Origin of the sequence: Vibrio ruber DSM 16370, assembly GCF_900163965.1 — a bacterium.
GTDB classification, from domain to species: Bacteria; Pseudomonadota; Gammaproteobacteria; order Enterobacterales; family Vibrionaceae; genus Vibrio; species Vibrio ruber.
This window is the reverse complement of the sequence record NZ_FULE01000017.1, coordinates 12,156-25,418: the sequence shown is the minus strand read 5'-3', so window position 1 is coordinate 25,418 and position 13,263 is coordinate 12,156. Positions and strand designations below refer to the sequence as shown.

Annotated in this window: 11 protein-coding genes; 7 read left to right on the top strand and 4 right to left on the bottom strand. The window is 49.1% G+C overall.

What is annotated here, in order from left to right:
* Window positions 1-333 precede the first annotated feature (333 nt).
* From VR7878_RS06620 to astE, 5 genes are read left to right on the top strand one after another with little or no spacing between them, the layout of a single operon-like run.
* Window positions 334-1,377: an arginine N-succinyltransferase gene (locus VR7878_RS06620; RefSeq protein WP_077334575.1), complete on the top strand. Its 1,044-nt coding sequence runs from the start codon at window positions 334-336 to the stop codon at window positions 1,375-1,377.
* Between the two features lie 42 nt (window positions 1,378-1,419).
* Window positions 1,420-2,454 carry an arginine N-succinyltransferase gene (gene astA, locus VR7878_RS06615; protein WP_077334573.1) on the top strand — a complete coding sequence of 345 codons (1,035 nt, stop codon included), beginning with the start codon at window positions 1,420-1,422 and terminating at the stop codon, window positions 2,452-2,454.
* The gene (astD, locus tag VR7878_RS06610; RefSeq protein WP_077334571.1) at window positions 2,451-3,944 is read left to right on the top strand and encodes a succinylglutamate-semialdehyde dehydrogenase; all 1,494 of its coding nucleotides are present in this window, start codon (window positions 2,451-2,453) and stop codon (window positions 3,942-3,944) included. The genes astA and astD overlap by 4 nt, the downstream gene beginning before the upstream one ends.
* Window positions 3,945-3,991: 47 nt before the next feature.
* Entirely contained in the window at window positions 3,992-5,332 is a 1,341-nt protein-coding gene (astB, locus tag VR7878_RS06605) for an N-succinylarginine dihydrolase (protein WP_077334682.1), read from the top strand.
* A 21-nt stretch (window positions 5,333-5,353) separates the two neighbouring features.
* Entirely contained in the window at window positions 5,354-6,343 is a 990-nt protein-coding gene (gene astE, locus VR7878_RS06600; protein WP_077334569.1) for a succinylglutamate desuccinylase, read from the top strand.
* On the opposite strand, the gene VR7878_RS06595 is transcribed toward astE, so the two are convergent.
* The 3 genes from VR7878_RS06595 to VR7878_RS06585 all read right to left on the bottom strand — a co-directional run bounded on the left by VR7878_RS06595 (window position 6,335) and on the right by VR7878_RS06585 (window position 10,602).
* Window positions 6,335-8,053 (bottom strand): sensor domain-containing diguanylate cyclase, encoded by a 1,719-nt coding sequence (locus VR7878_RS06595; RefSeq protein WP_077334567.1) that lies wholly within the window; start codon window positions 8,051-8,053, stop codon window positions 6,335-6,337. The two genes, astE and VR7878_RS06595, sit on opposite strands and share 9 nt — an antisense overlap.
* Before the next feature lie 274 nt (window positions 8,054-8,327).
* Window positions 8,328-9,401 carry an ATP-binding protein gene (locus tag VR7878_RS06590; RefSeq protein ID WP_205409430.1) on the bottom strand — a complete coding sequence of 358 codons (1,074 nt, stop codon included), beginning with the start codon at window positions 9,399-9,401 and terminating at the stop codon, window positions 8,328-8,330.
* A complete protein-coding gene (locus VR7878_RS06585; protein ID WP_077334565.1) occupies window positions 9,394-10,602 on the bottom strand; it encodes an FIST N-terminal domain-containing protein in 1,209 nt (402 codons plus the stop codon). The genes VR7878_RS06590 and VR7878_RS06585 overlap by 8 nt, the downstream gene beginning before the upstream one ends.
* Before the next feature lie 521 nt (window positions 10,603-11,123).
* Between VR7878_RS06585 and VR7878_RS06580 the strand changes: the two genes are divergently transcribed.
* Entirely contained in the window at window positions 11,124-12,071 is a 948-nt protein-coding gene (locus tag VR7878_RS06580; protein ID WP_077334563.1) for an SPFH domain-containing protein, read from the top strand.
* Window positions 12,071-12,526: an NfeD family protein gene (locus tag VR7878_RS06575; RefSeq protein WP_077334561.1), complete on the top strand. Its 456-nt coding sequence runs from the start codon at window positions 12,071-12,073 to the stop codon at window positions 12,524-12,526. Before VR7878_RS06580 ends, VR7878_RS06575 begins: the two co-directional genes overlap by 1 nt.
* 26 nt (window positions 12,527-12,552) lie before the next feature.
* Here the strand turns inward: VR7878_RS06575 and VR7878_RS06570 are convergent, their stop codons facing one another.
* Window positions 12,553-13,263, bottom strand: coding sequence for an exonuclease domain-containing protein (locus tag VR7878_RS06570; RefSeq protein WP_077334559.1), 711 nt, complete (start codon window positions 13,261-13,263; stop codon window positions 12,553-12,555).

The following is a 13,263-nucleotide window of genomic DNA, read 5'->3' as shown; positions in this document are numbered from 1 at the left end:
AGTAAGCAGTTTAATGCATATTGGGTCAGTGAATGTGTTGTGGGGGTCAATTATTCTGCAAAAGGATGCCGGCTATCAATGGTCTGTTGTGCTACATATTTTCGGGGGGCGTTGTATGATTCCGGGCGTATGGTTACCGCAACACCGTATATTGTATAGTGATGAGAAATCGTGATTGCCATTAATTGCCGAACGCGGCACGTTATCCTCCGCCATGGTGTAAAATTATAAAATCAGGTCAGATTTTCATAATCTTTTTTCTGTCAGGTCTCGTAATCTAAGAGTCTCAGACAAGTCTGTACTGAAATAATTTTGCACAAGGATTTCGTGTTGATGATTATTTTCCGTCCCGCTCAATTGAGTGATATCCAACAAATTGAACGTCTGGCCCATGAAAGCGGCCCGATGGTTTATACTTTGCCTGCACAGCGTTCTCATCTGATTAAGAAAGTAGAACGGTCGATCGATTCGTTTCGGCAAGCGGTATTGTCTCCGGGGGAGGAGAGCTACTTCTTTGTGCTGGAAGAAACGCTGACCGGCCAGATTCTCGGCACCGGTGCGATCAACGCACTGGCCGGATATCAGGAGCCTTTCTACGCGCTGCGCAATGATATCCTGATCCATTCTTCCCGGGAGCTGAACGTCCACAGTCGCATTCATGCGCTGACCATGACTCATGATCTCAGTGATCACTCTCAGCTGTGTTCTTTCTATATCATCCCGTCTCTCAGAGAGAGCCTTTATCCCGCCTTGGTTACCTTAGGTCGGTTACTGTTTATGTCGATCCATCCGGAGCGTTTTACTACCGACTGGCTGGCAGTGATTCCGGGGGTGGCTGATGAAAATGGCCGGGCTCCGTTTTGGGAGCATGTCGGCAGAAAGTTTTTCCGGATCGACTATAACCAAGTGGAATACTACAACGGCACCCGGGATAAAACTTTTATTGCTGAACTGATGCCGCACCACCCGCTGTATGTCCCTTTGATTCATGAAGAGGCACAAGCGGTGATGGGGCAGGTGCATCCGGATGCCGAATTACAATGCGGGCTGTTGAGTGAGCAGGGGTTTGAACCGGATAAATACGTCGAAATTTTTGATGCCGGTCCGATTCTGACCGCCAACCGCAATACCCTCGACATCTGGCAGCATCACAAGCTGTGCCGCGTGAAAGTTGTCGACAGCCTTCCCCAAAGTCGCAAGTATCTGATTGGCGTCAGTCATGAGACGGACTTCCGGGCGGTCATGGGAGAAGGATGGCTGGAAGGATCGACGTTGCTGCTTAACCCTCAAACGTCGCAGACGCTGGCAATCAATCATCAAGACAAGATTGAGCCGGGAACACAGATCTGGTGCTTTCCCGTCAGTGACAAGGCTTGAACTTGTCTATCGTGAACATCAACCATTCAGGGATAATGAAAAATGATGGTGATTCGTCCGGTTGCAAGGAGCGACCGCAATGCAATAACAGAGCTGGCAACCCAAACGGGGGTCGGTTTTACTTCGTTGCAAAACGACGAAAGTCAGTTAAATGATCGGATTGAACGGATGTGCCGCACTTGGGCGCAGCAGGCGCCTCTGGCAGAGCAAGGATATCTGTTTGTTTTGGAAGACAGCGAGACCGGCAAAGTGGTCGGGATCAGCGGAATTGAAGCGGCCATAGGTTTAAATGAACCTTGGTATAATTATCGCGTCGGGACGCTGGTTCATGCGTCTAAAGCTTTGGATGTCTACACCCAGATGCCGACGTTGTTTCTCAGCAATGACCATACCGGTTATAGCGAATTATGTACGCTATTTCTCGACCCGGCATACCGCCACGGCAAAAACGGTCATCTGCTGTCGAAAAGCCGGTTACTGTTTATTGCGACATTTCAGGATCGTTTTGCCGATAAATTGATTGCAGAAATGCGCGGTGTTTCCGATCAACACGGCCATTCCCCGTTTTGGGAGAGCCTCGGCCGTCATTTCTTTGCGATCGATTTTGCCCATGCGGATTATCTCACCGGTACCGGACAGAAATCGTTTATTGCCGAACTGATGCCCAAACATCCGCTGTATGTTGACTTTCTCAGTGATGAAGCCAGAGCTGTGATTGCTCAAGTCCATCCCAGCACTGTCCCGGCGAGAAAGATTCTTGAAAGTGAAGGAATGCGCTACGAAGGGTATGTTGATATTTTCGACGCAGGCCCGACACTGGAAGCCTATGTTGATGATTTACGTGTGGTGCGTAAATCTCAGGCGCGGATCGTGAAAGTGACACAAACTGAGATATCCGGGCCGATTCACTGTTTGATCGGTAACGAAAGCTTTACCGATTACCGAGCGATTACTGGTACGCCGCAAGTCACCGAATCTCATGTCTTATTGACCAGTATGCAGGCACAAGCGCTGCGTGTAACCGACGGTGACTCGGTGCGTCTGGCCCCACTTTTTGCACAGGAGAATTTCTCATGAGTCAGCCAAGCCTTTATATCAATGGTGTCTGGAGCGACGGACACGGTGATGTGTTTGAAAAACGCAACCCTGCCACGAACGCGGTGATCTGGTCAGCCAATGCAGCGGCACCGGACGATGTCGAGCAGGCCGTAATGGCGGCGCGTCAGGCATTTCCGGTCTGGTCTCAGACACCTCTGGCAGAGCGTCTCGCATTACTGGAACAGTTTGTCCTGCGATTAAGTGAGCGCAAAACGGAACTGGCCGAGGTGATTGCCCAAGAAACGGGAAAAGTGCGTTGGGAAGCGTTGACCGAAGTACAGGGGATGATGAATAAAATCAAGGTGTCGATACAAGCCTACCATGAACGAACCGGAGAAAAAATCACTGAAATTGCCGGCGGAAAGGCCGTGTTGCGTCACCGGCCACATGGCGTACTGGCGGTATTCGGCCCTTACAACTTCCCCGGCCATTTACCGAACGGACATATCGTACCCGCACTGATTGCCGGCAACTGTGTGGTGTTTAAGCCGAGTGAACTGACCCCGTGGACGGCGCAACTGACGCTGGAGATCTGGCACAGTGCCGGTTTGCCTGCCGGGGTGATTAATCTTGTTCAAGGGGGCAAAGATACCGGTATTACGCTCTCATCTCATCCGCAAATCGATGGTTTGCTGTTTACCGGCAGCGCCAATACCGGTTACCACCTGCATCGTCAGATGGGCGGTCAGCCGGAGAAAATACTGGCTCTTGAAATGGGGGGCAACAATCCGATGGTGATCGAGTCTTACGATCATTTAGATGCGGCGGTCAATCTGGTGATTCAGTCTGCATTTATCTCGTCGGGGCAGCGCTGTACTTGCGCACGGCGGCTGTTAGTCAAACAGGGAGCCGATGGCGACCGCTTGATTGAGCGGCTGGTGGCGGTGACGCGTCAGATTCGTGTTGATCGCTGGGATGCCCAGCCGGAACCGTTTATGGGGGCGGTGGTGTCGAATCAAGCCGCAGATGCCCTGCTGGAGACACAACAGTATTTGTGTGATTTAGGTGCGAGACCGTTATTAGAGATGACCCGGCCAGACCAGGATACCGCACTGGTGACACCCGGGATACTGGATGTCTCTGAAATCAGTGAATTGCCGGATGAAGAATATTTCGGGCCGTTGCTCAGTGTAAGGCGTTATCAGAGCCTTGCAGAGGCTATCGACATCGCCAATCAAACCCGATTCGGGTTATCGGCCGGGATTATCTCGACGCAGCGTGACGATTATGAGCAATTTGCCGCGACTATTCGTGCCGGTATTGTCAACTGGAACCGCCCGTTGACCGGGGCAGCACCAACTGCACCATTCGGTGGCATCGGTGCTTCGGGGAATCATCGTCCGAGCGCATTTTACAGTGCCGACTTCTGTGCGTGGCCGATGGCTTCAGTCGAGGCTGAACAACTGATGATGCCGGAATCCGTATCTCCGGGGCTGGATTTTTCTGCCTCAGCGGATACGTCAGCGTAAACCGTTGTGAAAGGAGTATGGAAATGACGCAAGACAAGCAATCGCCCATGTCCGCCGCTGAAGTCAATTTTGACGGTTTAGTCGGTCTGACACATAACTATGCCGGATTGTCATTCGGGAATGTCGCCTCAACCAGTAACAAAAGTCAGGCAGCCAATCCGAAGCTGGCTGCACTGCAAGGGCTGAAAAAAATGAAGGCGCTGGCGGATAGCGGATTCAAACAGGGGATTCTGCCCCCACAGGAGCGTCCCTGTATCCGGACGTTACGCCAGTTGGGATTTTCCGGGACGGATGCACAAGTGTTGGCTCAGGCTGCGCAGCAAGCACCGGAAATTCTGACTGCCGTGAGTTCCGCCTCTTCGATGTGGGTTGCCAATGCGGCCACGGTTTCTCCGTCGGCAGATACACAAGACAGGCGGGTACATTTTACGGTGGCAAATCTGAACAATAAATTGCACCGGGCGATTGAAGCAGAAACCACCGGCAACGCGCTGCGCAGTATTTTTCCCGACCCCGATCATTTTGCCCATCATGCGGCATTACCACAGCAAGCGGTGATGGGAGACGAAGGGGCTGCCAATCATAATCGTTTATGTCAGCATTACGGTGCGGCCGGGGTGGAAGTGTTCGTCTATGGCCGTCAGGTTTATGGCGGACGGGCCGAGCCCAAGCGCTATCCTGCCCGTCAGACCCGTGAAGCCAGTCAGGCCATTGCTCGTCTGCATCAATTGGATCCGGCAAGGACGGTATTTGTGCAGCAAAATCCCGGTGTGATTGATCAAGGGGTGTTCCATAATGATGTGATTGCCGTCAGTAACGGCCCGGTGCTGTTTCATCATCAGGAAGCGTTTCTCAATTCATCGGCAGTATTTGCAGAGATTCACGCCAAACTTGCTGCGGTCGGGGGGGCGTTTATCCCGATTGAAGTTCCGGGGTCACAGGTATCAGTTGCGGACGCAGTTAACACTTATCTGTTTAATAGCCAGCTTTTGACCAAACCCGATGGTAAAATGCTGATTGTCGTCCCGCAGGAAGCCCGGGAACATGAAGGGGTGTGGCGCTATCTTTCCGAACTGATACAACATGGCGGTCCGATCGATGAAGTGCAGGTCTTCAATTTACGGGAAAGTATGCGTAATGGCGGCGGTCCGGCTTGTTTGCGCTTACGGGTTGTGTTGAATGACGCTGAAATTCAGGCAACCAATCCGCATGTAATGATGAATGATGACGTTTACCGGACGCTTACGAACTGGGTTGAGACACATTACCGGGATCGCCTGTCGGAATCTGATTTGGCCGATCCACAGTTGCTGCTCGAAAACCAGACCGCGCTGGATGAGTTGACTCGGATTCTGCATTTGGGATCTATCTATCCGTTCCAGCGTTAATCGGCAGGAAAGGAGAAAAAGATGAAGGATTTTCTGCACACAACGTTACAGGGGCAACCACCGGCTGAAACCGCCGGAGAAAACGATTATTTAACCTGGCGGTGGCTGGCGGACGGTGTTCTGCTGCTGGCGCCGAAAGTCGCTCCCACTGACGTAAAACATGTGTTGATGTCGGCGGGGGTGCATGGCAATGAGACGGCACCGATTGAAATTCTGTCACGGCATGTGAACCGCTTACTGAGCGGGGAAATGCCCTTAGCGGTGCGTTTATTGGTGGTGCTCGGCAATCCCGGTGCCATTCGTGCCGGGGTTCGCTACCAGTCGGTTGATCTGAACCGACTATTTCATGGTTACCACCGTGATTATCCGGTATGTCTGGAGACTGAGCGTGCGGTTGAGCTGGAAAACATTGTCGAAACATTTTTTGCTGATACCGGTACAGAACGGTTTCATTTCGATCTGCATACTGCTATCCGTGAATCATTTCACCTCCGCTTTGGCGTATTACCGCAAAAGACACTGGCTTCAGATGATTTTCTCCACGGTTTGATCGGGATGGGGCTGGAAGCGTTGGTGATTAACCCGATCCCCGGCGGCACATTCAGCTATTACACCCATGCTGCGCTGCAAGTTCAGAGTTGTACGCTTGAATTAGGCAAAGCCCGCCCTTTCGGTGAGAATGACCTCAGCCATTTTGCCGCTGCTGATAAGGCATTGGGATGCTTTATCCGTGGTGAGGCGTTTTCTGCCGATATGTTGGCACCGATTAAGGTGTATCAGGTTGCGCGTGAGCTGAAAAAACTGTCGGATGATTTTCACTTCATTGATGTCAGCGATGATGCCAAAAACTTCACCAATTTTGCTCAGGGAACGGTCATTGCGCAGGACGGTAATGTGACCTATCGGGTCGAACGTGCCAATGAGTGGCTGATTTTCCCCAATGCCGGGGTGAAGACAGGCCTGCGGGCCGGGTTGATGCTGGCAGAGGCCGATCTCGATGCGTTAATGTAAATCGGGAGTCTCAAGCGCGGGGAAATCTTTATTTTGCGGCTCGACCCGGTTTCTTCCCTGCTGCTTGGCTTGGTAAAGTCGTTTATCCGCGAGCCGGTAAAGTGTTTCTAATGATTCGTCATTGAGCCGGGTCGCAATACCAAAACTGGCCGTAATCTGAATGTCTTGTTCTTCATGACGAAATGGTGTTTGTGCGATGATGAGCCGTAAATTTTCGGTATAGGCGAGCGCCTGTTCCGGATTTGTATCGGGGAGTAATATGACGATTTCTTCCCCGCCCCAGCGTGCAATAATGTCATGTTTTCGGGTATCGCGTTTGAGCAGGCCGGCAATGTGTATCAAGGCGAGATCACCAATGTGATGTCCGTGTGTATCATTAATTTTTTTGAAGTGATCGATGTCTAACATGACGAAACTGAGCGGTCTTTGCGTTCGGTTTGACTGCTGAATGCATTGATGACCTGCGGCCATGAATGAGCGTCTGTTGAATAGATTCGTTAATGGATCATATGACGATAGGTATTCTGCGGTAATTCTTTGTTGTTCCACATCTTTCAAGCGATAAGCCACAATAACGGCCAGAATTATCGCCTCCAAAACCACACCAAATACAGCGCCGTTGTAGCTATAATAATTATAAGGAATTATGCCCCATACAGAGAGTGTGGTAATAAGCAGCCCTAACATGCTGCATATGACCGCAATCAGGAAATACCGGGTATCTTTGGTTTTATTCAGGTTTAAAACACCCAGTAAGATCATGATCATGGTGGTCAGTGAGAGAAATTTAAATGCAAATTTGGTTGCCCAAAGATGCATACTGAAGCCGATCAGGAATAGCATCACTAAGATCCCCAAACCACTATAGATCAGTAGCAGCCGATTCAGCCTGGGGGCGGTTTGATGAATACGCAGGAAGTTAGACACAAAGACTAACCCTGAGACCCCATGAAAAATCATCATAATCAGGGTGAGATGATTTTCGATCAGCAGTGAATTGGGATACAACCAAGCGAAGCCATAGCCGTTGTATGAAATATTGACGATGATAAAACAGCTGATATAGAGCGAGTAGAACAGTGTATCTAACTGTTTAATGGAAAAGTATAAGACAAGGTTCATGCCGACCAGAGCCAATAACACGCCATATAAGATACCTGATGTAACATGGATTTGTGCATCGAGAGATCTGGATTGATAGGCGTCGAGTAAAGCAATGGGAAGGGTGAGTGGGTCGAGAGACTGACCACGGATGAAAATTTCACTTTTCCCGGGCGGGATTCTCATATCAAACACAAACCCAACACCGGGTAATAGATGGGAATCGGCCACCTGATTATCACCGGTATGCCATGCCTGAATTAAACCCTGATCATTGACCAAATAAACTGCCAGATGATCCACCCATGCTTGCGCCGCATTGAGACGCCGATATTGCTTATTCTGGGTTTGATTGTTTACGTCTAACTTAATCCACGTAGCGTTTCTGTGAATGCCGAATGACATAAAATCTTGAGTCGGATGCTGAATCTCTCCGAACCGAAAACGTTGCTCGGCTTGTGCAAGCGATAACGGGGTTAGCGTTTCCTCATGAAAAAATGATATACCTGTCAGTAATGACGGAATGCGATTGTGATGATCCGTTGCCGCCAAAGTAATTTGACAATAACCGGCCATCAAAAAAATAATCAATACAAAACGTACCATCATGTTTTTGCTTATATGAGAATTGGGGGGCGGAAACGCCACATCATCTGGAATTATCAATTATTTTAATGGGATGACGTGTCATACTATCATTTTCAGATATGATGCCATGGTTTAAAACAGCATTAACCGGATATCGGGATGGTTATTTTTAATTATCTCAATAGCGATACAATTTACATGATTTATCTTGTACTTGTGTAAACGGTGTCGTCTAAACTGGTTTGGGACTGCGTGAATTGAATGGGTTATCTCTGCCTGAAATGGAGGGCGAGAATTATGGAGCCACGCAAGCACGCTTAATCGGCAGATGAATGATAAATGTGCTGCCTTTTCCAGGTATCGAATCGACTTCAATGTGCCCGCCGTGTTTTTCAATGATGCCATAAGTCACCGACAGCCCCAGCCCGGTGCCTTTACCAACGGGTTTGGTGGTGAAAAATGGATCAAAAATATGGGAGATAATATTCTCGTCGATGCCGACGCCGTTGTCACCGACTGTGATGACGACCTGCTCTTGCTCTACCGAAGTTTGGATAATGATAGTGCCCCATTCAGGAATGGCCTGAACAGCGTTGACCAGCAGATTGAGAAAAACCTGATTGAGTTGAGAGGGCAGACACTCAATCGGAGGAAGCGTGCCATATTTGCGGATTACTTCTGCTTTGAATTTGATTTCATTCCAGACCACATTGAGGGTACTGTCGATACAGGTGTGAATATCGGTAGTTTGCCATTCACTATTACCGGGGCGTGAAAAGTCACGTAAATCTTGCACAATTCTCCGGACACGCGCGACACCGTCGATGGATTCGTTCACCAATGTGACGATGTCAGTACGCAGATAGTCGATGTCAATATTATGTTTGTACGTATTGAGCTGGGCTATCGCCTCAGGCGGTAAGTCTGCTTCATACTGAGCATATTGATCGTGTAGCGCCAATAATTGTTCGACATAACTTTTGAGCATATCAAGATTAGAGTTGACGAAACCGATAGGGTTGTTCACTTCATGAGCAACCCCGGCCGCCAGTTGACCTATCGATGCCAGTTTTTCTGATTGCAATAATTGATTGTGGGCATCTTCCAGTTTGTTGATCAATTTACGCTGCTCTTCTCTTTCCCGGGTTAAGTCGCGGTTGATCCGCTCATTTTCACGCAGTGCTGATTCTAGCTCTACCGTACGGCGGCGGACTTGGTTCTCCAGCATCACTGCATCCTGAAACAACCCGTAGGTTCCGGACTGCTTGTTTGCCTCGCGTTCTGCCCGATCCATGAGTGAGGTAATGATTTTATTGAGGCGATGAATCTCCTGACGCAGAGATGCTTGATCTTTTTCAGGCTCAGTCATCGGTTTTTTCCCCGTTACCGAGTTGCATCTCGTTACCAACTCCCGTCTGATGTTCCACTTTCGTCTCTTTGCCGAACACAATACCGGTAAGCGTTTGATTGATATGGACACCACCAAATTGTTCGCCATAGGTACTGAATCCTACAGCGTTATATTGACGAAACAATTCACTGACAGCGGCTTTGCTTCCGTCCCGGGTGGCTTCCAGATTACGTAATATACAATCGCAGACTAACATGCCTTGGATATGCCCTAAGTTTTCTTCCAGCGCTTTCATTGTCATGCTTAACTTATCGAGCATGTTTTCACCGTGAGCCACGCGTAACACGACCCCCTCATCAATGGCACAGTAGAAGGTCAGGCTGCCATCCGGGTTGGCATGTTGGATCGAGCGGACAAAATCCGTTCCGTCAATCATGACCACCACCGGCCAGGCGGCAAAGTGGGTTGAGGTGAGTTGCTTCGGGTCAACGTTGACGAGACGGGCATATTCTAACGCTGCCGGCAATCCATTGATTTCCTTTACGATTCTGTTTTTTTCATCGACTTCGGTCACGACCATGCGCTCACGGCCGGAGACGAAGTGTTGGGTCTTAAACAGGTGAAATGTAAGGGAGGTATTGATGAGTATCAGGGCTGCACTGTCGGTATAAAATTGCCCGTCGCTAAAGATCCAAGTCTGCTCAAATTTCAGTTCATCACCGGCAGAGCCGCCAAACATCCGAATACTACCGAGACCATCTTGTAAAGCATGAGTGACCGGTTCTTCCCGCACGGAAAGCCCGTCGATCAATAACAATCCAAAGTTGCAGTTGGTCTTAGTATAAGTCGCACAACTTTCCAACTGACGCAGAAGATCTTGTGCAAATGCCCGGCCATGAGCGATGTCAAAAGACTGGAGTTGTCCCAGATGACCAACCACAGCGGTACAGCATGTCGCAGCAAAGCTGATCCCCGTAATACTGTGATCCAGATATCCGGCAGGGCCAATTTCTCCTGCGGTCGTACATCCGACAACCAATACATCAGAAAAATGCTGATTGATTGCTGTCGTCAGTTGCGGTAAATCATAGTTGCTGGAGCAAAAGAAAATGACTAGTGCCATTTGTGGCTGATGTATTTGCGTCCGGAGTTCTGAAACAGCTGTTGCTGCATCCGGTGCATAAGAATGGCCGGTTAGAATTGGATTCGGTTTACCCATCAATGCCTCCGGAGATGACCGTTGTACGTCTTACCAATGGATAGGAGCATGGCGTGTTTGTTAAAGTACCGTCCAATTTGCTCCGCTTACCCGCGGTAACACTGACTCTCACCCATATCAAAGTCAGCTTCAGTATAGGTGTCCTTTCATATAAGCCATTGTTTTATTTAAACCATTCCGCCATATAAACCATTTTGTCATATGAACCGTGTTATATGAGCCATTGTGGTCAATACTAATTGTTCTCATCGTTGTCCGTTACATATCACCACCGGGGGGCGGCAGCGTGATACGCATCATGGTTTGTTATAGGTATAGTTCGTCGCCAACAGAAAGATCAAAACTGCCCCGTAGAATTTGTGATCATCATCTTTGTGTTGCGCTGTAAATCACAGTTTTTTCCTTCTGCATTTCTGTGGGATTGATGTCAGCAATATGAATACAAGGAAATGCTTCCTTTGAGAATGAGAGGGCAGTAAACTTTAAACTGCTTATATGCTTACTGAGGAACAAACTTACTTATGGATATCGTGAATCTGCTGTTTGATAATGTCTTTACAGTGCCGGTTGCACTGCTTATTTTTGTGTTCTTTTTACTGAAATCCTCGATCATTTTTGTACCTCAGAATCGGGCTTATCTGATTGAACGCTTTGGTAAATATCTGTCAACTAAAGAAGCCGGGTTACATTTTTTGGTGCCTTTTATTGACCGAATCGCTGCGGATCGTTCATTAAAAGAACAGGCTGTTGACGTCCCGCAACAGAGTGCGATTACTAAAGATAATATTTCCCTGCATGTCGATGGTGTGTTGTATTTCCGGGTACTTGACCCCTATAAAGCGACTTACGGTGTTGATGACTATATTTTTGCGGTGACTCAGTTGTCCCAGACCACGATGCGTTCTGAGCTGGGTAAAATGGAATTGGATAAAACCTTTGAAGAGCGCGATGCGCTGAACACCAATATTGTATCTGCAATCAACGAAGCCGCCGGGCCTTGGGGGATTCAGGTACTGCGCTATGAAATCAAAGACATTATTCCGCCTCAGTCGGTGATGGAAGCGATGGAAGCACAAATGAAAGCCGAGCGGGTTAAGCGGGCTCAGATTTTGGAATCGGAAGGGGATCGCCAGGCTGCAATTAACCGTGCTGAAGGTGAGAAACAGTCGATTGTTTTGTCAGCGGAAGCCGATAAAGCTGAACAAATACTCCGCGCAGAAGGGGAAGCCCAAGCGATTATTGCAGTGGCGAATGCACAGGCGGAAGCCCTGCAAACTGTCGGTGAATCGGCCAATACCGAAAGTGGTCAGAAAGCAATCCAGCTTGAACTTGCGACCAAAGCGATTGCCGCTAAGCAGGCCATTGCGAAAGAATCGTCGATGGTGATTTTGCCAGACAGTGCAACTGACGCCAGCTCTCTTGTCGCACAGGCGACCTCAATCATTAATCAGTTGAATAAGAGCCGCTAATGGATTTTATCATCGGGCATTTGGTGCAGGTACTGGCGGTACTCGGGCTGATCCTATTAGTCGTTGAGGTGTTAGTATTGGGAGCAAGTACGTTTGTGCTGCTGTTGGTGGGAATCGGATTATTGCTGGCTTCGCTGTCGATGTATTTCGCATGGATCCCCACCACATGGCAGTGGGCGCTGGTGGCCACGACTTTCTACACGCTGCTCTCGGGCGGTCTGTTGTGGCCGGTTTTTAAACGGGCACAGAAAAAGCCTGAACGTACAACCGTACACAGCGATCTGATTGGTCATAGTTTTGTACTGCCGGAAGATACCACACCGGATAATCCAACATCGTATCGTTTTTCCGGGATTGAGTGGCGTCTGATCACGCAAGAACCGCTCACCAAAGGCACGTTGGTTGAAGTGATTCATTTACAGGTCGGTGAATTGTTCATCCGGGCGAAACAGTAACCAAAAAGCGGATTTAATTGCAGCCCCTATCTGGTCAGTAACTGCCGGATAGGGGCTTGTTGTAAGTTCAGCTTTTTAACCTGAACCAGAAAAAGTTCCCCGCAGGCAAGTGCATCACTGGCTGCCGAATGGGTCGAGTAATCGGGCAGGTGGTAATAACGGCGTAAATCATTTAACTGATAGCTGTGGTGATGCTTGCTTTTGCCTGCGTAGCTGAAACGTTTTTCCAGATCGAGCGTATCGACAAAATAAGCGGGGAGCGATTTCAGTTGATAGCGTTGTCGGAGAAAGGTGGCGATAAAACACTTTTCTATCTGGTGATGATGGGCGAGTAATATTTTTCCTTGTGCCCGTTCCAACAGTCGGTTCATTCCGTCTGCCAGAGCAATGCCTTGCGCCAAAACGTGCGGTGTCAGCCCGTTGATGCGGGCTGTTTCCGGCTTGACGAACTGACCATGATTGATCAATAGCTCTTCATGCCCGGCAATATCAATGGCTTCCAAGGTTAAATCCACCATACCAATCGAAAGGATCTGATCATGTGCCGGTACCAGCCCTGTTGTTTCGAAATCGAGTGCCAGAAAGCGGAGATCGCTAAGTGGCGTATCGGGATGAGGTAAGGGATGTGACAGATAGGCCTGCAACGCAGCAGACCAATGCGAATTGATTTGAATCCGCTGCCGTTGCGCCTCTGCATCGGATGGATGTTTCCAGTGTTGCAGCCAGTCAGTCAGCAT